The 22,868-nt window shown below is 71.6% G+C and carries 18 protein-coding genes; 8 read left to right on the top strand and 10 right to left on the bottom strand.

What is annotated here, in order from left to right:
* Positions 1 to 72 precede the first annotated feature (72 nt).
* Positions 73 to 1,056 carry an aldo/keto reductase gene (locus OG885_RS04730; RefSeq protein ID WP_405726457.1) on the top strand — a complete coding sequence of 328 codons (984 nt, stop codon included), beginning with the start codon at positions 73 to 75 and terminating at the stop codon, positions 1,054 to 1,056.
* 60 nt (positions 1,057 to 1,116) lie between these two features.
* Entirely contained in the window at positions 1,117 to 1,605 is a 489-nt protein-coding gene (locus OG885_RS04725) for a DUF6328 family protein (RefSeq protein WP_405726454.1), read from the top strand.
* 29 nt (positions 1,606 to 1,634) lie between these two features.
* Here the strand turns inward: OG885_RS04725 and OG885_RS04720 are convergent, their stop codons facing one another.
* The 3 genes from OG885_RS04720 to OG885_RS04710 form a co-directional block, all read right to left on the bottom strand.
* Positions 1,635 to 2,069 (bottom strand): SsgA family sporulation/cell division regulator, encoded by a 435-nt coding sequence (locus tag OG885_RS04720; RefSeq protein ID WP_405726451.1) that lies wholly within the window; start codon positions 2,067 to 2,069, stop codon positions 1,635 to 1,637.
* Between the two features lie 62 nt (positions 2,070 to 2,131).
* Positions 2,132 to 3,187 (bottom strand): hypothetical protein, encoded by a 1,056-nt coding sequence (locus tag OG885_RS04715; protein ID WP_405726448.1) that lies wholly within the window; start codon positions 3,185 to 3,187, stop codon positions 2,132 to 2,134.
* A 96-nt stretch (positions 3,188 to 3,283) separates the two neighbouring features.
* Complete coding sequence (locus tag OG885_RS04710; RefSeq protein ID WP_405726445.1) at positions 3,284 to 4,258, bottom strand: LLM class F420-dependent oxidoreductase; 975 nt, start codon at positions 4,256 to 4,258, stop codon at positions 3,284 to 3,286.
* An 84-nt stretch (positions 4,259 to 4,342) separates the two neighbouring features.
* Here OG885_RS04710 and OG885_RS04705 point away from each other — a divergent pair, with 84 nt between their 5' ends.
* A complete protein-coding gene (locus OG885_RS04705) occupies positions 4,343 to 5,746 on the top strand; it encodes a serine hydrolase domain-containing protein (RefSeq protein ID WP_405726442.1) in 1,404 nt (467 codons plus the stop codon).
* Here the strand turns inward: OG885_RS04705 and OG885_RS04700 are convergent.
* The 7 genes from OG885_RS04700 to OG885_RS04670 form a co-directional block, all read right to left on the bottom strand.
* On the bottom strand, positions 5,738 to 7,339 hold the full coding sequence (locus OG885_RS04700) for a serine/threonine protein kinase (protein ID WP_405726439.1): 1,602 nt from the start codon (positions 7,337 to 7,339) through the stop codon (positions 5,738 to 5,740). The genes OG885_RS04705 and OG885_RS04700 overlap by 9 nt on opposite strands.
* A 120-nt stretch (positions 7,340 to 7,459) precedes the next feature.
* Positions 7,460 to 8,419 (bottom strand): threonine/serine dehydratase, encoded by a 960-nt coding sequence (locus OG885_RS04695; protein ID WP_405726436.1) that lies wholly within the window; start codon positions 8,417 to 8,419, stop codon positions 7,460 to 7,462.
* Between the two features lie 69 nt (positions 8,420 to 8,488).
* Positions 8,489 to 9,502: a polyprenyl synthetase family protein gene (locus OG885_RS04690; RefSeq protein ID WP_405726433.1), complete on the bottom strand. Its 1,014-nt coding sequence runs from the start codon at positions 9,500 to 9,502 to the stop codon at positions 8,489 to 8,491.
* A complete protein-coding gene (locus tag OG885_RS04685; protein WP_405726430.1) occupies positions 9,499 to 10,539 on the bottom strand; it encodes a tetratricopeptide repeat protein in 1,041 nt (346 codons plus the stop codon). Before OG885_RS04685 ends, OG885_RS04690 begins: the two co-directional genes overlap by 4 nt.
* Positions 10,540 to 10,734: 195 nt before the next feature.
* A complete protein-coding gene (locus OG885_RS04680) occupies positions 10,735 to 11,412 on the bottom strand; it encodes an AIM24 family protein (protein ID WP_405726427.1) in 678 nt (225 codons plus the stop codon).
* A 40-nt stretch (positions 11,413 to 11,452) separates the two neighbouring features.
* Positions 11,453 to 12,781, bottom strand: a complete 1,329-nt coding sequence (locus OG885_RS04675; protein WP_405726425.1) for a CAP domain-containing protein — start codon at positions 12,779 to 12,781, stop codon at positions 11,453 to 11,455.
* Positions 12,782 to 12,868: 87 nt separating this feature from the next.
* Positions 12,869 to 14,095: a serine hydrolase domain-containing protein gene (locus tag OG885_RS04670; protein WP_405726422.1), complete on the bottom strand. Its 1,227-nt coding sequence runs from the start codon at positions 14,093 to 14,095 to the stop codon at positions 12,869 to 12,871.
* A gap of 314 nt (positions 14,096 to 14,409) precedes the next feature.
* Here OG885_RS04670 and OG885_RS04665 point away from each other — a divergent pair, with 314 nt between their 5' ends.
* From OG885_RS04665 to OG885_RS04645, 5 genes are all read left to right on the top strand, one after another.
* Positions 14,410 to 16,167: a M4 family metallopeptidase gene (locus OG885_RS04665; RefSeq protein ID WP_405726419.1), complete on the top strand. Its 1,758-nt coding sequence runs from the start codon at positions 14,410 to 14,412 to the stop codon at positions 16,165 to 16,167.
* Between the two features lie 132 nt (positions 16,168 to 16,299).
* Positions 16,300 to 17,472: an ROK family protein gene (locus OG885_RS04660; protein ID WP_405726416.1), complete on the top strand. Its 1,173-nt coding sequence runs from the start codon at positions 16,300 to 16,302 to the stop codon at positions 17,470 to 17,472.
* A gap of 28 nt (positions 17,473 to 17,500) precedes the next feature.
* Entirely contained in the window at positions 17,501 to 19,306 is a 1,806-nt protein-coding gene (locus OG885_RS04655) for an alpha-galactosidase D (RefSeq protein WP_405726413.1), read from the top strand.
* Between the two features lie 18 nt (positions 19,307 to 19,324).
* A complete protein-coding gene (locus OG885_RS04650; protein ID WP_405726410.1) occupies positions 19,325 to 21,676 on the top strand; it encodes a glycosyl hydrolase family 95 catalytic domain-containing protein in 2,352 nt (783 codons plus the stop codon).
* On the top strand, positions 21,673 to 22,863 hold the full coding sequence (locus OG885_RS04645; RefSeq protein ID WP_405726407.1) for an SGNH/GDSL hydrolase family protein: 1,191 nt from the start codon (positions 21,673 to 21,675) through the stop codon (positions 22,861 to 22,863). The genes OG885_RS04650 and OG885_RS04645 overlap by 4 nt, the downstream gene beginning before the upstream one ends.
* Positions 22,864 to 22,868: the final 5 nt, after the last annotated feature.

Here is a 22,868-nt window from a genome sequence, read left to right as displayed (position 1 = left end):
TGAATCATTCACAGGTGCCGCGCCGGAGGGGCCCGTTCCGCGCACAAGCGGGACGGATGACAGACTGACGCCATGGACGAGCGTACTTTCGGCAGGTTGGGTCAGCGGGCATCCGTCATCGGTCTCGGCACATGGCAGCTGGGCGCCGACTGGGGAGACGTCGACGACAAGGAAGCCCTTTCGGTACTGGAGGCCGCGGCCGAGTCCGGGGTCACCTTCTTCGACACCGCCGATGTCTACGGCGACGGCCGCAGCGAGCAGACCATCGCCACGTTCCTGCGCAGCCGCCCCGATCTGCATGTGTTCGTCGCGACGAAGATGGGCCGCCGCGTCGACCAGATCCCGGAGAACTACGTCCTCGACAACTTCCGTGCCTGGAACGACCGTTCCCGCCGCAACCTCGGTGTCGACCGCCTCGACCTGGTGCAGCTGCACTGCCCGCCCACGCCCGTCTACTCGAGCGACGAGGTCTACGACGCCCTCGACACCCTGGTCGCCGAGGAGCGCATCGCCGCGTACGGCGTCAGCGTGGAGACCTGCGAGGAGGCCCTCACCGCGATCGCCCGGCCCGGTGTGGCCAGCGTGCAGATCATCTTCAACGCCTTCCGCATGAAGCCGCTGCAAAAGGTGCTCCCCGCGGCCCAGGAGGCGGGCGTCGGCATCATCGCCCGGGTGCCGCTGGCCTCCGGGCTGCTGTCGGGCAAGTACACCAAGGACACCGTCTTCCCCGAGAACGACCACCGCACCTACAACCGGCACGGCGAGTCCTTCGACGTCGGCGAGACCTTCTCCGGCGTTGACTACACGACCGGAGTGGAGGCCGCCGCCGAGTTCTCCGCCCTCGCTCCCGAGGGGTACACCCCGGCCCAGCTGGCGCTGCGCTGGATCGTTCAGCAGCCCGGCGTCACCACCGTCATCCCGGGCGCCCGCAACCCGGAGCAGGCCCGCGCCAACGCGGCCGCCGCCACGCTGCCGGAGCTGTCCGACGACACGCTCTCGGCCGTCCGGGACATCTACGAGCGGCGGATCAAGGACCAGGTCGAGAGCCGCTGGTAGTTCCGTGCGGACGGCGAGCCCGGTTGTTTGAACGATCAGACACCGGGTTACCCGTCCCGCATGGTGCAGGCAGCGGAGAGGCGTACCGGCCGTGACGAGACCGCCGACGAGCGAGCCGACCGTATGTGGGGCGAGCTCATGCAGGAGATCCGCGTCGCCCAGATGGGCGTACAGATCCTGTTCGGGTTTCTGCTGACCGTCGTGTTCACCCCGAAATACGCGAACCTCGGCGACACCGAGAAGACCATCTACATCGTCACGGTCGTCCTCGGCGCGACCGCCACCGGCGCCCTCATCGGCCCGGTGTCCCTGCACCGGCTGGTCTCCGGGCGGCGCATCAAGCCGCGGGCGGTGGAGTGGGCGTCCAGGCTGACCTTCATCGGGCTGCTGCTGCTCCTCGTCACGACCGCCTCCTCGCTCCTGCTGATCCTCCGGGTAGCCACCCATGACGCCTTCGTGCCGTGGCTGGTGACCGCGGTCGTGATGTGGTACCTGGTGTGCTGGTTCGTCGTGCCGCTGTGGATCCGGCACCGCTACACGACGAAGTGACGTCCGGCCGGCCCGAGTTCGGTCGCCCGCTACTCGGCCCGGTCCTGCGCGAAGAGCTCCGCGAGGAAGTCGTCGACCCCCGTCTTCTCACTGCCCGGCGGGACCAGTTCGCGCGTTCTGCGCAGGAACGCGGTCACCGCCGGGGCCCACACGAAGACCACCGCGTGATGCCGGCCGCCGTCGGGGTGGGCGTCGCCGAGGAACTCGACCCGCAACTCGTGCCCCATGCCCGTGGACACCGGACACATGCGGACGTCCCCCACCCCGACCGGCCCGAGCAGCCCCTCGGTGAGCATCTCCCGGTCGAGCCGCCAGCGGGCGAGCACCCGGCCGTCATGGCTGAACACCGCGGTGACGGCGAACGGGTCGGAGGGGTCGTAGGACAGGTGGGCGAGCACGGGGAAACGGTGCGTGACGCCCGCCTGGAGCTGCACGACCAGCGACTTGTGCACGAGGGGGTTCACCTGAGGGCCTCCGGGGAGAACGGACTTGGCTCCCTCTAGTACCCCCGTCACGCACAAGATGCTCACTCAGGCGAGTGATTCCCGTGGGCGCCGCGCAATGCCGTGATGCACGCGCCGATGGCCTGCTGCAACTCCTCCAGCTGCTGGACCATGTCGTCCTCGTAGAAGTCCTGCGCGTCGTCGAAGGTCAGCTCCTCGAACACCCTCGTCGCCTTCTGTAGGCTGCTGTAGAACTTCGTCCGCCGCTCCTGGACCCGGAGTTCGGGGTCGGCCTCCACCGCCTCGACCACGAGGGTCTTCATGGTGTCGTAGGCCTCGGTGGCCCACTCGCCGGTGTCCTCGTCCTCCTCCAGTTCGTCGAGGAGCGACAGATGGCGTTCGGCCTCCTGGCGGAGATCGGCGGGCGCGTCGACGGTCTGGCCCGCGGGGGTCTTGATCTGGCCGGACTCGGCGATCTGGCGGACGTAGCCGATCCGGTCCGCGGCGCGGCTCTCGGTGGCGACGGCCTTCTTCAGGTCGTCGGTGCGCACCACGTCACGGGCCAGCTCCGACTGGAGCTCCGGGTCCTCGCGCACCCTGTCCAGGAGCGCCTGGCGGGCCGCCCGCGCGGTGGAGGGGTCGGCGAGGATCGCGGCGCGCAGCGCGGTCGGGTTCTCGGCGACCTCCAGCGCCTTCGTCGGCCGGATGCCCTCCGCCTCGGCGGCCTCGGCGATGGCGGTACCGCGCTCGGACGTGGCGCTGTTGCGGGAGACGTAGTAGCTGAGCCACACGTCGGCGTCCGGCAGCTCCACCTCCTGGCCCGGCGCGAGCGCCTCGAACTGCGGGACGATGCCGTCGTCGGCGGCCCGGTCCCACGCCTTGTAGTAGCGCATGACGCGATCGGCGGAGCAGCCGGCGAGTTCGGCGAACTCCTTCGCCGACACCTTCGGCGTCTCGTCCGCGCCCTGGCCGCCGGGCCGTACGCTGCGCGCCACCATCAGGCCGAAGGCCCATCCGCCGGTCCGCGCGTAGACGCCGAACTCGCGCGCGTCCCGCGCCACGAGGTCGGACAGGGGCGCGGGGGACGGCTCGGGCGTCGGCTCGGGCGACGTCTCGGACGGAGCGATCGCTAGGGTCACAGGGGTCTCTCCTGGGGAGGTGCCGGTGGGGCTGCACGAGTGCAGACCGGCAGCCTATATCGACCCATTGGCGATGCTTTGACAGGCCCTCTGTGTCTAGTGGTCGAGGGCGTCGTGCAGGGCCGGGAGCAGGGTCTTCTCCGCCCAGTCCAGATACGCCGGCTGCGACTCGCCGCCGATCTGCACCAGGGCGATCTCCGTGAACCCGGCGTCCGCGTAGGGACGTACGGCCTCGACGAAGTCGTCCGGGTCGTCGCCGCAGGGGATGGACGCGGTGATGTCGTCCGGCGTCACGAACTGGGTCGCCGCCTCGAACGCGTCGGGGTGCGGCAGCTCGGAGTTGACCTTCCAGCCGCCGCCGAACCAGCGGAACTGGTCGTGCGCACGATGGACGGCGGCGTCCCGGTCGGGGTCGTAGCAGACCGGCAGCTGGCCCACGCGCGGCTTGCCCGCGCCGCCGTGCCGGTCGAAGGAGTCGAGCAGGCCCGCCTTCGGCTCCGTCGCGATCACCAGGTCGGCGAGCCGGCCCGCGAGGGCGCAGGACTGCTCGCCGGACACGGCGAGCCCGATCGGGACCGGCTGGTCCGCCAGATCCCACAACCGGGCCGACTCCACGTCGAAGTGCGTGCCGCGCCGGTTGACATGACCGCCCGCGAAGAGCGCCCGGATGATCTCCACCGCCTCCTCGAGCATCTCGTGCCGCACGTCCACGGACGGCCAACCGCCGCCCACCACATGCTCGTTGAGATTCTCCCCCGAGCCGAGCCCCAGCCGGAACCGGCCCTCCGACAGCAGTTGCATCGTCGCCGCCTTCTGGGCCACGACCGCCGGGTGGTAGCGGAACGTCGGACAGGTCACATAGGTCATCAGCGGAATGCGCGAGGTCGCCTGCGCGGCGGCACCGAGCACACTCCACGCGTACGGCGAGTGACCCTGTGAGCGCAGCCACGGAAAGTAATGGTCCGAGGTCACCGAGAAGTCGAAACCCGCCTCCTCGGCCCGCACCACATGGTCGACGAGCTCTCGCGGCCCGGCCTGCTCGGTCATCATCGTGTATCCGATTTGCACCATAAGCGGCGAGTCCCCTGGCTGGGCTCCGGAAAACAGCCGACGGGCATCTGGATCATGGGGGGACGACGGGGGGAGGATGCCCGCATGAGCGCGCGCCCCCTGCCCACGAGCACCCCGTCCGCCGAAGGCGTCGACGCGTCCGGCGTCCACGCCCTCCTCGACGCCCTCGAAACCTCGCCCGACATCGAGCCGCACAGCCTGATGATCCTGCGGCACGGCAAGGTCGTGGCCTCCGGCTGGTGGGCGCCGTACACCGCCGACCGCCGCCATCTCCTCTACTCGCTCAGCAAGAGCTTCACCGCGACGGCCGCCGCCTTCGCCGTGGCCGAAGGACTGCTGCGGCTCGACGACCCGGTGATCTCGTACTTCCCGGAGTTCGACGCGGACATCACCGACCCGCGCAGCCGCGCGATGCTGGTCCGCCACATCACCACCATGGCCAGCGGCCACGCGGCCGAGACCCATGAGCGGGCGCTGGAGACGGACCGCGAGGAGCCGGTGCGCGGCTTCCTCCTGCTGCCGCCGGACGGCGACCCGGGCACGGTCTTCGCCTACAACCAGCCCACCACCTACACCCTCGCCGCGATCCTCCAGCGGGTGACCGGCCAGTCCCTGACCGACTATCTGCGCCCCCGCCTCTTCGACCCGATCGGCATCGGCGACGTGGCCTGGCTGGCGGGCCGGACCGGACGCCAGCTCGGCTACAGCGGGCTGCACGCCACCACCGACGCGATCGCCCGCCTCGGCCTGCTTTATCTCCAGGGCGGTACCTGGAACGGCGAGCGGGTGCTGCCCGAGGGGTGGGTCGAGGAGGCGACCCGGTCCCACCTGGCGAGCGGCGACGAGACCTGGTCGGCGGACTGGCGGCTCGGGTACGGCTACCAGTTCTGGATGTCCCGGTACGGCTACCGCGGGGACGGCGCCTACGGGCAGTACTGCCTCGTGCTGCCCGAGCAGGACGCCGTGGTCGCGATCACCGGCGCCACCGACCAGATGCAGGCGGTGCTGGACCTCGTCTGGCGGCACCTGATTCCCGCGTTCGGCCGCACCACGCCACAGGCGGACGCCTCGCTGGCCGAGCGGACGGCCGGGCTCGCCCTCCCGCCCGCCGCGGGCAAACCCGCCGCGCTGGAGACCGCGGTCGCGTTCACGCCGTACGACGGTGGCGGCGCCGAGCTTGCGAAGCTGACGGCGGTGGAGGTCGACGCCGCCGGGCGGCGGGTGACCTTCGTCGAGGACGGACACCGCCTGGAGCTGGGGTTCGGCGAGCCGGGATGGACCGTCACCGAAGGGCCGGTACCGGCCGCGGTGAGCGGCGGCTGGACCGACGAGCACACCCTGGTGCTCGACGTGGCACTGCTGGAGACACCGCACCACGTCGAGGTGACCTGCTCGCTCACGGACCGGACGTTCACCGCGAAGTGGCGCACGCGACCCCTGCACAGCTCCCGGATCCTGGCGATGCGCGCACCCCGCGACTCAGGCTGACGGCACCTCGAAGGTCCGCAGGACCGTCTCCAGGGCCTCCTGGTCGGCGGCTTCGTCCCAGTCGGCCGCCGGGGTCGTCCAGCGCAGCGAGTAGCCACGCCCGTCACCGATCAGGAAGCCCCGGCCCAGGGTCCGCACACGGCGGCCGTCGACCGTGGAGAGCCACTCCATGTCGGCGGCCTCGCGACCTTGGTACGTCGTCGCGCGGATGTCCCCGAGGCGCCGGTAGTCCCCGGACTGCTTCAGCCCCGGCTCGACGTCGTCGCGCCAGACCGCGACCGGATCGTCGCCCACGCGCGTGCTGTAGGTGACGGCGAGCGTGCGCGGGTCGCCCTCGGCGCCGAGCACGACCCGGTAGGCCAGGTCGTCCTGCGTCCTCGTGTCCAGCACCTCCCAGCCCCGGGGCAGGGAGACGGAGAACCCCTGGGGCGCGGTGTAGCGCTGGAAGGCCGGGGCCGAGGGGGACGGCGACGGGGCCGCGGTGGTCGGTGGGGGAGTGGGGGTGGGGGTCGGGGTCGGTGTGGGCGTCGGCTTCGGTGTGGGCTGCGCCGTCTGTCGGCCGGTGGCCGAGGCGGTCGGTCTGAGCGGCGGCGCGTCGGCCGCCGAGTCGTCGGAGTCCGTGGGCAGTTGGCCCGTCGCCGCGAGGACCGCGGCGGTGACCGTGACCACGGCCAGCGCCGTGCCCGCGGCCATCGTGCGCCGGCTGCGGCCAGGGCCCGCCGCGTACAGGCGGCGCAGCCGGGGCGCGGGGACCGCCGCCAGTGACGCGTCGGGGTCCTCGGTCACGACCCGGGTCAGGGCCTCGCGGACCGGCTGCCGACCGAGCCGTTCCCGGGAGTTCTTGCGGAGCAGCCCCTGCACGGTCGGGGTGAGCGGCCCGGCCCGCACCGGGCTGCGCAGCGGCAGCCGGTCCACACCCTTCAGCGTCGTCCCCGGGCTGTCCCGGTCCCGGAACGGCGGCCGGCCCTCGACCATCGAGTAGAGCATCGCGCCCAGCGCCCACAGATCCGCCGCCGGTCCGATCCGCTCGTCGCGGGCCTGCTCCGGGGAGGCGTACGACGGTGCGCTCACCCGGGGGGCCAGGGTCGCGCCGGCCAGCCCGAAGCCGGTCAGCACCACGGGGCCCTTGTCCCGCACGAACACCTGGCCGGGGCTGAGCTCGCCGTGCGTGATGCCCTCGGCGTGCCCGGCCTCCAGCACGTCGAGCAGCTCCAGACCGATGCGGGCCGCCCGTACGTAGGTGAACGAGCCCTGCTGCTTGAGGAGTTCGCCCAGCGGGACGCCGTTGATCCACTCGGTGACGGTCCACAGGGTGCCGTACTCCTCGACGGCGTCGACGACGACGGCGACCCGGCCGGGGGCCAGCCGGCCCATGGTCTCGGACATCCGGACGACCCGGGCGACGGCCCGTCGCGCGCTCTCGCCGTCCGGATCCGGCGGCAGACCGATCTGGGTGAGCAGGCAGGGACCGCCGGCCTCGATGTCCTCGCCGTGCCAGCAGACACGGTTGGTCTCGCGGTGGAGGACGTCGAGGAGCCGGTACCGTCCGGCGATCAGCTCTTGTGTGGAGACGTGCGCCTTGACCATGGTCATCCCTCGCTGAACCCCTGGCTCTCACCTTTCCCACAGGTACGAGGGGCGTGACCGGGTGTGTTCAGCCGAACGGCAACTGCTTTCCTGACACGTGGTCACCGGCCGTGAATTGACGAAAAGTCAGAGAACACCGAATCGTTCCGCCCACCTCATGACGTCTCCGGTCGTCGCGTTGCCACCGCACACCACCAGCCCCAACCGGGCACCCTCGCCCACCCGTTCCAGCACCCGCCGGGCCGCGGGCAGCAGACAGCCGGCAGCGGGCTCGGCCCACACCTTGGCGTGGTCGGTGAGTTGCAGCGAACCCCGCACCGCCTCCCGGTCGGTGACCACGAGCACCTCGTCGACCAGCGCCGCCACATGGTCGTACGTCAGCTGCGAGACCGCCGGCGCGCTGAGCGTGGAGACGATCGACGACAGGGCGACCGGCACCGGCCCGCCCGCCGCCAGCGCCTCGGACATGGCCGTCGCGCCCTCCGTCTCCACACCCCAGATCCGTACCCCCGGACGACGGGCCCGCAGCGCCGCCGCGACCCCCGCGATCAGCCCGCCGCCCCCGATGCTGACGAGGACGTCCGTGAGCTCACCGGCGTCCTGCGCGAACTCCAGCCCCACGGTGCCCTGTCCGGCGATGACCAGCGGATCGTCGAAGGGGTGGACGAGCGTCAGTCCCTCGTCCCGCAGCCGCGTGACGAGGGAGAACGCGCCGTCCATGTCCTCGGTCAGCCGTACCACCGCCCCGGCCGCCTCGGCGATCTCCACGGCACGGGCCGGTGCCGAGCGCGGCATGACCACCATGGCCTTCACCTGCAGGGCCGCGGCCGTCATCGCCAGCGCGATGCCGTGGTTGCCGCCGCTGACCGCCACCACGCCGGCGGCCCGCTCGGCCTCGCTCAGCGAGAGGAGCTTCATGGTCGCCCCGCGGGCCTTGAACGAGCCGGTGCGCTGGAGCAGTTCGAGCTTGGCGGTGACCGGGGCCCCGAGCAGCGCGGACAGTCCGGGGCTCGGCACGGTGGGGGTACGGACGACATGTCCGGCGATCCGCCCGGCCGCGGCTTCGATGTCGGAGATCCCGATCAAGGCACTCACCCTTCCGGCACGGACGACCCGCGCCGCTTCAGAATCACACAGCGCTTCGAGAAGGGCGCCTCAGAGGTCGCGTCGGACCAGGAAGTCCAGCAGGGCCCGCAGGTCGGCGACGGCGCTCGCCTTCAGGGGGACCTCGGCGAGTGCGGCCTCCGCGGCGGCCAGATGACGGCGGGCCTCGGTGAGCGCCGCCGTCCGGCCGCCCGCCGCCTCGATCAGGGCGGCCGCCTCCTCGGGCCGGTCCCCGGATTCCAGGAGCCCCGCCAGGCCGGGGGCGTCGAGGGCGGCCAGCACAGGGAACGTCTTCTTGCGCTCCCGGAGATCGGCGTGGACGGGCTTTCCGGTGACGGCGGGATCGCCCCAGACGCCCAGCACGTCGTCCACGACCTGGAAGGCGACCCCGATGTGCCGGCCGGCCCGGTCCAGCGCGTCGACCACAGCCGCCGGGGCACCGCCCAGCAGGGCGCCCAGCGCGAGCGCACAGCCCAGCAGCGACCCCGTCTTGTGCTCGGCCATCGCCCGGTACTCGGCCGGACCCACCCGCCCAGGCCCGGTCCAGGGGCGGGCGGCGAAGAGCAGGTCGTCGGCCTGTCCGCGCACCAGATCACCGAGTGCCCGGCTCACCAGCCGCAGCGCGGCGGGCCCCTGCCCGGCGACCGCGAGGGTCTCGACGGCCAGCGCGAACAGCGCGTCCCCCGCGAGGACCGCGGGGCCCGTGCCGTAGGCCTGCCAGACGGTGGCGCGGCCCCGCCGGGCCGGGTCGCCGTCCATGATGTCGTCGTGCGTCAGCGAGAAGGTGTGCAACAACTCCACCGCCACCGCGGCCGGCACCCCGGCCCGCGCGGACGCCCCCGCGGCCTCCGCACCGAGCACCGCCAGCGCCTGCCGCACGCCCTTGCCCCCGGACGCGACCGTCGGCGCACCGCCGACCTCGCACCAGCCGAAGGAATAGGCGGCCATCTCACCGACCCACGGATGCAGCCGATCGACGGCGGTCCGCAGCGCGGGGCGCACCAACACCCGGCAGCGGTCGAGGACGTGAGCGGCCCGGACGGGCTGCTTGAGGGCCGTCGTCACCGTGCGGCCCCCGGCTCCACGCCGAACTCCGCCTGGGCCCGCGCCACCATCTCCTGCGCGTGCCGGAGCCCGATGCGCCCCAACACCTCGTGCAGATCAGCGAGTTCGGCGGCCGTCTCGTCCCGGTCGCGGCCCAGCCGGGCCAGCGACTTGGCCAGCCCCAGCCGCGCCAGCGCCTCCCCGCGCGGCTCGCTCATCGCCCGGAACTCCGCGAGGGCCTCCTCGTACAGCTCCCGGGCCTCGGCCCAACGCCCGGCCCGGTAAAGGACGTTGCCGCGCATCTTGTGGTTGTAGGCGAGGGCGCCGGACAGGCTCATGCCACGGCAGCCCGCCTCCGCCTCCGACAGCAGCGCCAGAGCGCGCTCCACGTCACCGTCACGCACCGAGACGATGTCGGCGAGCCCGCGCAGCGCCCAGGCGTGACCGCGCCGGTCGTCGGCCCGCGCGGCGACCTCCGCGGCCTCCTCGAAGAGCGCGTACGCCGTGTCGTAGGCACCGGTGTTGCGGTGCATCTGCGCGATGCCCTCCAGCGCCCACACCGTGTGCCGCGCCTCCCCGCGCCGCCGGGCCTCGGCCAGCAACTGCTCGTGCAGCCGTCCGACGGCCTCGTAGTCGCCCTGGATCCGGCCGGTCTCCGCGAGCCCCGCCAGCGAGTAGCCCCGTACGACGACGTCCCCGCCGCGCTCGCCCAGTTCGGCCGCCAGGCCCAGCAGCCGCCGGGCGAGAGCGAGCGCCCCGCGCTGCCGGGCCAGGGTGCCGCCGCTCCACAGGGCCCAGGCCATCGCGCCCAGGTCACCGGCCTCCCGGGCCGACCGGTAGCTCGCCTTCCACGCCCGGTCGGCCTCGCCGACGCGGCCGAGCCGGCGGTGCGCCTCGGCGACCGCAAGGCCGGAACGGGCCGCCTCCGCGTTCTTTCCCGCCTGCTCGGCGGCCCTCAACTGCTCGGTGCCGACGGCCAGTACCTCGGTCAGCGAGGAGTTCACGGACAGGGTGGTGAGCGCGCCCTGATACTCAGGGGCGAATGCCTTGCCGAACATGGAAGCCTTTCGAAGGGCATATACGCACTGTGTATACACGTTGCGTATACACAGTGCGTATAGTGCGCCGAAAACCCGCCCTGACCCGTTGCGGGCCAGGGCGTGTCACCTGTTGAAGATCAAGACGTGGAGGGGCGGGTCGGGGTTGCTCGTGAGGCGCAGATCACCTTCCGACGCGGCAGTCCTTCCCTGCCATCAGTGCTGCTGCGGCTTGTGCGGGGTCGCCTCGCTCGGTCGTACGACGACGTATCCCTCGCCCTGCAGCATCAGTTGGACCGCCTCACCCGAACCACCGCGCAGCATCGAACCGATGGACTGCGAGCGGTGCAGCGAGGTCCGCAGGCCGGCGGTCCAGCCGACGATCGCGTCCGTGTCGACGTACACCGGGAACTGCGCCGAGACCGGGATGACGAGCGGATTGCCCTCGCAGACCAGGCCGAGGCGGCCCTGCCCGGAGAAGACACTGTTGAACAGGCCGCCGCCACTGATGCCCGAACCCTTCACGGTCGCGATGCGGTACGCCAACGAGGCGTCGAAACACAGGACGTTGCGGCCGTTGACCGTGAACTCGTCGCCTGGGTCGACATCGACGACGAAGCAGTTCTGCGCCTCCTGCGCGAACCATGCCTCGCCCTGTCCGCGAACCGCCATCAGGGGCAGTCCCTCGCCGGTGACCGCGCGCTTCAGCATGCCGCCCACGCCCTGGCCCTTGCGCTCGAACTGGAGGTTGCCGCGGTAGGCGATCATCGATCCCTGGCGGGCGAGCATCTCGCCGTTCACCGCGTACCTGATGCACTTGGCGTTCTCGACGGTCATGCCCGGCGCCGTGGCCGGCTGGACCATGTGCTCACTGGAAAACAGGTCACCCTTCATGAGGGCATGGTGTCCCGGAGGGCTGCGTTCCGTCACGGGGTCAGGCGCCGAGGAGCTGGGTCCAGTACGTCCCCGCCGCACCACCGCCCGCGAAGCCGATCCCGATGTGGGTGAAGCCGGGGGTGAGGATGTTGGCGCGGTGGCCCGGGCTGTTCATCCAGCCCTCGACGACCTCGGCGGGGGAGCGCTGACCGCAGGCTATGTTCTCGCCGATCGAGCGCCGCGTGGCTCCCGCGGCGGCGGCCCGGTCCCAGGGCCGGCTCCCGTCGGGCGCGGTGTGGGAGTAGAAGGCACGGGCGATCATGTCGGCGCTGTGCGCCTGCGCGGCGGTGGTGAGACGGGGGTCGACGGCCAGGGGCGGCAGACCCTGCCGGGTGCGCTCGCGGTTGGTGAGGTCGACGACCTCGGACGCGGTGCGGGCCAGCTCGGCGGGGGTGAGGGGGCGGGCCCACAGGGCGGTCCAGTAGGTCTCGCCGGAACGGCTGTCGGAGACGTGTGCCAGGCCCGCGTGCGTGAACGCCGGGTCGTGCACGGTCTTTCGGGGCTGTGTGGTGCGCAGGCAGTGGTCGATGAACTCGGCCGGGGTGCGGGGGCCGGAGACGAGGTGTTCGCCGACGGTGACGTAGCTGTATCCGGTGGCGGTCAGGCGCTGGTAGAGGGAGACGCCGTCGGGGCCCTCGACGCCGAGGCGGCCCGACGCGGCCATGGCGGCGGCGTGGGCCCGGGCCGCGGAGGACAGCCGGGCGTCCAGGGCGACGGGCGGTGAACCGGCGACGGCGCGGGCGGAGTTGACCAGGCCGAGGAAGCCGCCGGGGTCGGCGGGGGAGGAGGGGGTGAGCGGTGGTGCGGGTGCCCTGGAGCTCAGGGGCCGCGGTGGGGGCGCCGGCGGGTCGTCGGTGACCTCCACGCCGAAGTCCCGTGCGAGTCCCGCCAGTCCGTCGGCGTACCCCTGGCCGAGGGCGCGGAGCTTCCAGCCGGTGCCGCGCCGGTAGATCTCGGCGAGGAGCAGGACCGTCTCCTGCCGTGGGCGTGGTGGGGCGAACCGGGCCAGGAGACGCCCGCCGGCGCCCATGACGTCCAGCACGGGTGCGGGCAGCCGGCCGAGGGGAGTGTCCGGGTCGGCCGGGCTGGCGACGACCGTGACCCTGGAGGCACCGGCGCGCAGTCGGGCCGGATCGAGGGTCAGGGTGTGGCCGGACAGCCGGGCACCGGGGGCGGCGGGCTGGTTGTAGAAGACGAAGTCGGTGTCGCCGCGGACCCTGCCGTCGTCGTCGGTGATCAGCGCGGACACGTCGAACGGGCCGGGGACCCGGACGGTCACGATGCCGCCCGGCAGGGGCAGATTGCCCCCGGGAACCAATTCGGTCATCGGGCCGTCCTGCTGCTGTCGTGGCGCGGAACCCCGGGAGGGGGGTGTCCGGACAACGTCCGCCCCCGACCCCGGGTTCCCGCCGCGTCAGTCCCTCGGCACGCCGGGCGCGATGTCCTCGTACCGCTCCACCCCGGCCGCCGAGCCGCGCAGCGTCTTCGCCCGCTTCCCGCAGAACGCCGACTCCAGCGTGCCGAACATGGTGTTGAGGACCGTCCCGTTGTTGGAGGTGTTGACGGCCGCGCTCAGGCTGCGCCTGCCGTCCTTCGAGGTGAACGCGTAGGTGTAGTAGCCCTGGACGGCGCCCGTGTGGCCGTACACCGAGACCCCGCAGGACAGGGTCCGGCGGCGCAGTCCGAGGCCGTACGACGTGTTGCTGTTGACCGTCCACCAGCGGCGCATCTGGTCCAGGCTCGCGGCGGAGGTGAGCCTGCCCCGCAGCAGTGCCGACAGGAACGTGTTGAGGTCCCCGGCGGTGGAGATGATCGAGCCCGCGCTCTGTGCCCAGGACGTGGTCTGCCGGGTGGCGTCGACGAGGGCCGCGCCCGGCGTGTCCGGGGTGAGGTAGCCGCGGGCGTGGCGGCCGGGGAGCTTCGTGTTCGGGTGGACGTAGAAGGTGTCGCGCAGTTTCAGGGGCTCGAAGATGCGGCTTTGGTACTCGGTCTGCACGGGGTGGCCGGTCAGCTTCTCGATGAGCATCCCGGCGACGACGAAGTTGGTGTTGGAGTACGAGTAGGCGGCGCCGGGGCCGTTGGTGCGGGCGTGCCGCAGGGAGCGCTTGACCAGCTCGCGGTAGGTGAAGACCTTGGTGCGGACGGCCTCGAAGCCCGGGACCGTCCGCGCGAACATGTCGTTCGTGTAGTCGTACAGGCCGCTGCGATGGCTCAGGACGTGCCGCACGGTGATCCGGTCGTCGGGCAGCAGTCCCGGCAGATAGTGGTTGACGGACGTGTCCAGCCGGAGCTTCTTCTCGTCGACCAGTTGCAGCAGCACCACGGCGGAGAAGGTCTTGGTGACGGAGCCGATGCGGAACCGGTCGAGGGTGCTGATGGTGCGTCCGGTCGTGCGGTCGGCGACTCCGGTGACGGCCCGGTGGACCGTGCCGCGGTCGTCGATGCGGGCCAGTGCGCCGGGCGCGCCCTGCCGCACGGCCGTGCGCAGCACCGCGCGGACACCTTCGAGGTCCGGCTGCGCCAGGGCCGTGGCGCCGGCCCGGGCGGGGGCGCTGTCCGCCGTGGCGTGCGCGGGGACCGCCAGCAGGGACAGCAGGACCGTCCCCGACACCGTTGCCGTGCGCAGTGTTTGTGATGACATCCGACTGTTTCTCCCGTTTCTGGCGGTGAGTCCTCGATGCGAGATCGGTCACACGGACGCCGGGCAACCTTCTCGCGTCCCGTCACATCTCCACAGCCGACGCACAGTTGGTCAGCCGCTGATCACTGGGTGGTGCGGATTTGCAAAGTATTGCCCTGAAAAGCCAGAAAACCGATGATTTAGGCTTTACGTGGACATGACTCATCCGTAAGGGTTGCGAACCGGGGCCCGACCAGCCCCCATGGCGCCCAACCGCGCCATGTCCCAGGGCGGTTGGTGATCCCGGCCGCTTTCGCACGAAGGAACCCTCAACAGTGCGTAGACCCCACATACGCAGCCTGGCTGTCGCCGTCACCGTGGCGACAGCCGCCACGGGGCTCGCGGGTACGGCCTTCGCCGACCCGTCCACGGGGAAGCCCGACCAGGCTGCGGCCGTCACCGCCACGACCGTCGTCGACGCGGCCCGCGCCGCCGCGTTCTCCAACGCCACCGCCACCGGTGTGGCCCAGGGTGACGAACTCCACGCCCAGGACGTGCTGATCGACCCGGAGGGGGCCCGGCATGTCCGGTTCGTCCGGGCGCACCAGGGCATGCCCGTCCTCGGCGGCGATCTCGTCGTCCACCTCACCGAGCGGCTGACCTACGCGGGTGTCACCCGGGCGGCCGACCACAAGGTCGAGCCCAAGGCGGCGCGCGCCCGGCTGACCGCCGACCAGGCCGAGGAGAAGGCCGCCGCCGTCGCGAAGGGCGCCGCGGAACCGGCCGAACTCGTCGTCGACGCCCGGGACGGTGCCTCGGCCCTCGCCTACCAGGTGCGGGTGACCGACAGTGCCACCACCGAGGCCGGCGGCTCCCGCACGGTCGTCGTCGACGCCCTCACCGGCAAGGTGCGCAGCAACACGCCCGACAGCGACGAGTTCCTGTCGCCCAAGCTCGTCGAGGCCCTGCGGGAGCGCGGCGAGACGCTCGACCCGGCCACCGGCACCGCCCCGCAGGCCTCCGCGCTCGCGGCGACGGCGTCCGGCACCGGGAACTCGCTCTTCGCCGGCAAGGTCACGCTCACCACCACCAAGACGGGCACGCGCAGCTACCTCCTGAAGGACCCCAGCCGCTGGGGCACCGAGACCCGTGACGCCAAGGGCCAGGAACTGGAGAACTTCACCCGCGGCAAGAAGTTCACCTCCACCACCAACAAGTGGGGCAACGGCACCGTCTCCAGCCGGGCCAGCGCCGCCGTCGACGCCCAGTACGGCATCACCAAGACCCTGGACTTCTACAAGAAGACCTTCGGCCGCAAGGGCATCGCCAACAACTCCAAGGGTGCCAAGGCGATGGTCCACTTCGGCAACAAGGTGGCCAACGCGTTCTGGGACCCGACCTGCGGCTGCATGCTGTACGGCGACGGTGACGGCGACATGTTCAAGAAGCCGCTCGTCGTCCTCGACGTCACCGGCCACGAGCTCACCCACGGCGTCGTGGACGCCACCGCCCGCCTGGAGCCCACCCGGGTGGACGCGGACGGCAACCAGTACGGCGAGGCAGGCTCCCTCAACGAGTCCCTGGCGGACATCTTCGGCTCGAACGTCGAGTTCAGCGCCAACAACCCGAAGAACCCGCCGAACTACCTCCTCGGTGAGAAGCTCGGCCTGGACCAGAAGTTCCTGCGCCGCCTCGACAAGCCGTCCCTCGACGAGCTCGAAGGCGCCATCGACTACTGGTCACCGGCCGTCTACGACGCCGAGGTGCACGCCGGCTCCGGCGTCTCCTCGCACGCGTACTACCTCCTCGCCGAGGGCAGCGGCCGCAAGACGATCGGCAGCGTCACCTATGACTCGCCGACCATCGACGGCCTGCCCGTGAAGGGCATCGGCCGCACCAAGGCCACGGCGATCTACTACCGCGCCCTGACCCGCTACATGGTCTCCACCACCGACTTCCACGACGCCCGCAAGGCGACGCTGAAGGCGGCGAAGGACCTCTACGGCACGGGCAGCACGGAGTACAAGGCGGTGGACCGCTCCTGGGCCGCCGTGAACGTGACCGCGGCCAACACACCCGCGGCCCGGCACTGATCCACCGGCCCGGCCGTCGGAAGCCTCGCATCCGGCGGCCGGGCCGCTCGGCACAGGGCCGACAGAGCCGACGCACAGTCAATTCTGTTTCTTTTATTGACGACGGAAAAGAACCCCCATAGGTTTCCGGCCATGCGTCCGACCCCTGGAGCCGAGACCTTCCCCGTCAACACCCCCGCCACCTCCCAGGTGTTCACCGCCGTCCTGACCCAAGGCCCCCTCGCCCGGCTGGAGGTGGCCCGGCGGGTCGGGCTCTCACCGGCCGCCGTCACCAAGGCGGTCCGCCCGCTGATCGAGGCCGGATACCTGGTGGAGGACGTCGACGCGGAAGCCCGGCCCGCGCTCGGGCGCCCCGCCAACCTGGTCCGGGTCGACGGCGGCCGGGCGCTGTTCATCGGCGTCAAGGTGACCGGCGACGAGATCATCGGCGTCCTCACCGACCTGTGCTGCCGCATCCGCCACGCCCGGCACGTACCCCTGCCCGACCGCGCCCCGAAGGCGGTCCTGGCGTCGATCGCCGAGCTGACGCAGACCCTCCTCGCCGAGGCGGACGGCCTCCAGGCGCCCGTCCTGGGCCTCGGCGTCGCCGTCTCCGGAGACGTCGACCGCGGCGAAGGGGCCGTCCGCTACTCGCCGTTCCTCGACTGGCGTGACGTGCCGCTCGCCGAACTCGCCGCCATGACCACCGGGCTGCCGGTCACGGTCGACAACGACGTGCGGGCCCTGACCGTCGCCGAGCAGTGGTTCGGCGCCGGCGCCGGACTGTCCGACTTCGCCGTGGTGACCGTCGGCGCCGGCATCGGCTGCGGTCTCGTCGTGCACGGCCGGGTGGTCGCCGGGGCGCACGGTGTGGCCGGGGAGATCGGCCATGTCACCGTCGACCCGGCCGGCCCGCGCTGCCACTGCGGCAACCGAGGCTGTGTGGAGGCGATCGCGGGGGAGGCCGCCATCGTCCGCCAGATCCGGGAGGCCACCGGCGTCGAACTCGCCGACGCCGCCGAGGCCCTGGCCATGGCCCACCGGGGCGTCCCCGGGGCACGGGAGGTGTACGCACGCGCCGGCGAGGCGATCGGCCGGGGCATCGCCACCGTCGCCAACCTCCTCGGTCCCGAGCGCGTGATCATCTCCGGTGAGGGCCTGGCCGCCTACGACCTGTTCGCCGAGCAGATCCGTGACGCCTTCGTCGCGGCCGCCTTCGGCTCCGCCGCCCAATGCGACGTCCGTACCCGCCCGTTGCCCTTCGAGGAGTGGGCGCGCGGAGCCGCCGCCACTGCCATCCAGTCCTTCATCCGAGCCGACAGCTGAATCGAGCCGACCCCAGGAGGTACGACCCATGCGGTCATCCTCGTACTTCGCCCTGCCCGCGCGAGCCCTGCTGGTGCTCGCCCTGACCGCGGTCGCCGTCCCCACGGCCCACGCCGCCGACACCACCCCGCCCGCGCCTGCCGCGGACACCTCCGCGCCCGCCCTCGCCGCCAAGCCGTACATGGGCTGGTCCAGTTGGAGCATGCAGTCCTCCAAGTACCCCGGACTCAACCCGGACGGCGACTACAGCTATCTCACCGAGGCCAACGTCCTGAAGCAGGCCGGCGCCCTGGCCACCAAGCTGAAGAAGTACGGCTACGACCACGTCAACATCGACGCCGGCTGGTGGATGGACAAGACCTGGAAGTCCGGGTTCGACCAGTACGGCCGCCAGAAGCCCGACCCCGGCCGCTTTCCGCGCGGCATGAAGGCCGTCGCCGACGACCTCCACGCCAAGGGCCTCAAGGCCGGCATCTATCTCCCGGCCGGCCTGGAGAAGGGCGCGTACGGCGGTGGCGGAACGCCGATCAGCAACGCGGACGGCTGCACCACCGCCGACATCGTCTACGACGACCTGCGCACCACCAACGGCTGGGACAGCTCCTACAAACTCGACTTCGCCAAGCCCTGCACCGCGAAGTACATAGATTCCCAGGCGCAGTTGATCGCCGACTGGGGCTATGACTTCCTCAAGCTCGACGGCGTCGGCCCCGGGTCGGGCAAGAGCGGCGACCAGTACGACAACGTTGCCGACGTCGCCGCCTGGAACAGGGCGATCGCCGCCACCGGCCGCCCGATCCACCTCGAACTGTCCTGGTCCCTGGACATCGGCCACGCCGGCGACTGGAAGAAGTACTCACAGGGCTGGCGCGTCGACACCGACGTCGAGTGCTACTGCAACACCCTCGTCAGCTGGGAGAACTCCGTCGACGACCGCTGGGACGACACTCCGGCCTGGACGCGGCACGCCGGACCCGGCGGCTGGAACGACCTCGACTCCCTCGACGTCGGCAACGGCGAGATGGACGGCCTGACCAAGGCCGAGCGGCAGAGTTACGCCACCCTGTGGGCCATCGCCAAGTCCCCGCTCTACACCGGCGACGACCTCACCCGCCTCGACTCCTACGGCCTCTCCCTGCTGACCAACCGCGAGGTCATCGCCGTCGACCAGGGCACCGACCCGCCCGCCCACCCGGTCACCCCGTCCGACCCGCAGCAGGTGTGGGCCGCGAAGAACGCCGACGGCACCTACACCGTCGCCCTGTTCAACCTCGCCGACAAACCGGCCTCCGTGAGCGCCGACTGGTCCACCCTCGGCTTCCGGGGCAAGGCGGCCGTCCGTGACCTGTGGAACCACGAGAACCTTGGCACCCACAAGAACGGGATCACCGAGGCCCTGCCCGCCCACGGCTCCCGCCTGTTCACCGTCACCCCGCGCGGCACGACGCTGCGGTGGACCGGCATCGAGGCCGAGGCCCCGGCCAACACCCTCGCCGGCAACGCCTCCGTCGCCGACTGCTCCGCCTGCTCCGACGGCAAGAAGGTCGGCAACCTCTACGTCGGCGGCAAGTTGACCGTCAACAACGTCGTGGTCGCCGAGCCCGGCACCTACCAGATCAAGGTCGCCTACGTCAGCGGTGACGCCCGCTCCGTGAACGTCTCCTCCAACGGCGGCGCGGGCACCGCCCACAAGTTCCCCTCCACCGGCGACTGGGGCACGGTCTCCAGCGTCTACGTGCCCGTGACCCTCAAGGCCGGCACCAACACGGTCACCTTCGACAGCGGCACCGGCTACGCGCCGGACATCGACCGGATCGACGTCCCCCAGTCCTGACCCCCACCAGGAGCGGCCATGACCACCGAACCCTCCAGACGCGGCCTGCTGGCCCTCGCCGCGACGACCGGCGCCCTCGCCGCGCTGCCGACCTACACCGCCACCGCCGCCCCGGACCGGCCCACCGCCGACTCACCGTCGTACGAAGGCGGTTCCCGCACCACGCTCTGGTGGCAGGCCCCCGCCGACGAGCACTCGATGATCGAACAGGGCCTGCCCGTCGGCAACGGCCGGCTCGGCGCCCTCGCGAGCAACGACCCCGGCCGGGAACTCCTCCTCGTCACCGACGCCACGATGTGGACCGGCGGCCTCAACGACACCCTCGACTCCGACGGCCAGTTCCCCTACGGACGTGGGGACTTCGGCTCCTTCACCCTGCTCGCCCGACTGGCCGTGGACCTCCCCGACCACGACCTGTCCGCCGTCAACGGCTACCGCCGCACCCTCGACCTCGCCCGAGGCGTGGTCACCACGTCGTACGTCCGCTCCGGCGTCACCTACCGCCGGGAGATCTTCGCCAGCCACCCCGACGACGTCATCGTCCTGCACTTCACCCAGAGCGGCGGCGGCCGGTACACCGGCTCGGTGATGCTGGAGGGCACGCACGGTGAGGGCGCGACGGGTGTCTCCTTCGGGGCGGCCCTGCCCAACGGGCTGCGCTACGGCGCCGCGGTCGAGGCGTACGGCAGCGGCGGCCGGGTCGCCGTCAACGGCACCCGCGTCGACTTCTCCGGCTGTCGCGAGCTCACCGTGCTCGTCAGCGGCGGCACCAACTACGCGCCGGACGCGAACGCGCACTACCGCGACCCCTCCCTCGACCCCGAGAAGCTAGCCCGCACCAAGGTCCGTGACGCCGCCGCGCACCCGGCCGACACCCTGCTGCGCACCCATGTCGCCGACCACCGCGTCCTGTTCGGGCAACTCGACCTCACCCTCGGCACCTCCACGCCCGCCCAGCGCTCGCTGGACACCTGGGAGCGGCTGAAGGCCCGCGCCCGCGACGGAGTACCCGACCCCGAACTGGAGGCCCAGTACCTTCAGTTCGGCCGATACCTGATGATCGCCGGATCACGGGACAGCCTTCCGCTGAACCTCCAGGGGCTGTGGCTGGACGGCAACGACCCGGACTGGATGGGCGACTACCACACCGACATCAACCTCCAGATGAACTACTGGGCGGCCGACCGGGCGGGCCTCGCGCAGTCCTTCGACGCGTTCACCGACTACTGCCTCGCCCAGCTCCCGTCCTGGACGGACCTGACCCGCCGCCTCTTCAACGACCCGCGCAACCGCTACCGCAACTCCACCGGCAAGAACGCCGGCTGGACCGTCGCCATCTCCACCAGCCCGTACGGCGGGGGCGGCTGGTGGTGGCACCCGGCGGGCAACGCCTGGCTGTGCAACTCCCTCTGGGAGCACTACGAGTTCACCGGCTCCCGCACCCATCTGGAGAAGATCTACCCCCTCCTCAAGGGCGCCTGCGAGTTCTGGGAGGCCCGGCTGCTCACCCTCACCCTGCCGGGCACCACACGGGAGGTGCTCGTCGCCGACAGCGACTGGTCGCCCGAACACGGGCCGCTCGACGCCAAGGGCATCACCTACGCCCAGGAGCTGGTGTGGGCACTCTTCGGCAACTACTGCACGGCGGCGGCCGAGTTGAAGCGGGACAGCGGCTTCGCCGACACCGTCGCCGGTCTGCGCAAGCGCCTCCATCTGCCGCAGGTCAGCCCGAAGACGGGGTGGCTGGAGGAGTGGATGTCCCCCGACAACCTCGGGGAGACCACCCACCGGCACCTGTCCCCGCTCGTCGGCCTCTTCCCCGGCGACCGCATCCGCCCCGACTCCCCGCCCGACCTCGTGGCGGGCGCGACCGCCCTGCTCACCGCCAGGGGCATGGAGAGCTTCGGCTGGGCGAACGCCTGGCGCGCCCTGTGCTGGGCCCGCCTCAAGAACGCGGAGAACGCCTACCAGCTGGTCGTCAACAACCTCCGCCCCTCCACCGAGGGCAGCAACGGCACCGCGTTCAACCTCTTCGACATCTACGAGGTGGAGCGCGGCCGGGGCATCTTCCAGATCGACGCCAACTTCGGCACCCCGGCCGCGGTGATCGAGATGCTCGTCTACTCCCGCCCGGGCCACATCGAACTGCTCCCGGCACTTCCGGCGGCCTGGGCCGCATCGGGAGCCGTCAGCGGGGTAGGGGCGCGGGGCGGTTTCGTCGTCGATCTACGGTGGAGGGATGGGATACCGATCGAGGCACGCATACGGAGCGTCCACGGCCGTACCACGACCGTCGAGTACGGGGGATCGAGGCGCACGGTGACGCTGCGACCCGGCGCGTCGGTCACACTGAAGGACTTCGACCGATGACCCGGGCCCGCCGCCTGCTGGCCGCCGGCCTGACCGTCGCGGCCCTCCAGATCACCCCCGCCTCGGCCGCCGACGGCCCGCCCTACGGCGTCGTCACCTGGGGTGCGAGCGCCGACCGCATGGGTGAGGGAGTCGCCGACCGGGGCTACCGCATGGTCGTGCACACCAGCGTCGCCGGCCGGGACCTGCGCATCCGGCTCTCCAACGCCTTCGGCGACCGGCCGGTGACCTTCGACAGCGTCTACGCCGGGATCCAGCAGAAGGGCCCCGAGCTGGTCCGTGGCAGCAACCGGCGGCTCGCCTTCGGCGGCGCGGACTCCGTCACCGTCCCGGTCGGTGCCACCGTCTACAGCGATCCGCTGCCCGGGAAGCTGGCCGCCGGAACCGACCTGGTCGTCAGCGTCCACAGCCCGGACGCGGCGGGCCCGGTCACCGGACACTGGATGGCCATGCAGACGTCGTACCTCACCGAGGGCGACCACACCGCCGAGGAGAGCGGCGCCCGGTGGGCGGCGCCGATCGGCTCCTGGGCCTACCTCGACTCCGTCTCCGTGCGGGCCGCCCCGGACACCGGTGCGGTCGTCGCGCTCGGCGACTCCATCACCGACGGCTGGCAGTCGACGACCGACCTGAACCGCCGCTGGCCCGACTATCTGGCCCGGCGGCTCCAGAAGACGCGGACCACCGTCAAGGGCGTGGCCAACGAGGGCATCTCCGGGAACAGGGTGCTCACGGACGGCCCCGGCCAGAGCGCCCTGAACCGACTGGACCGGGACGTCCTCTCCCAGCCGGGTGTGCGCACGGTGTTCCTCCTGGAGGGCGTCAACGACATCAAGTCCCACACAGGTGTCACCGCCCAGCACATGATCGACGGCTACCGGGAGATCGCCGACCGGGTGCACGCGGCCGGCAAGTGCCTCGTCGTCTCCACCGTCGGCCCCTTCAAGGGCTGGTCGGAATGGGACCCCGCCGCCGAGAGCGTACGGCAGGAGGTGAACCGGTTCATCAGGGACAGCGGGGAGTTCGACGCGGTCACCGACTTCGACCGCATCCTGCGCAGCCCCTACGACCCCGAACGGATGCTTCCCTTCTTCGACGGCGGCGACCACATCCACCCCAACGACAAGGGCATGCAGGCGATGGCGGACGCCGTCGACCTCGACAGCCTGGAATGCGCCGGGGATTGACGGGC

This window comes from Streptomyces sp. NBC_00028 (assembly GCF_045041065.1).
Lineage (GTDB): Bacteria > Actinomycetota > Actinomycetes > Streptomycetales > Streptomycetaceae > Streptomyces.
The sequence above is the reverse complement of the archived record's forward strand: the minus strand, read 5'-3'. Positions and strand labels throughout refer to the sequence as shown.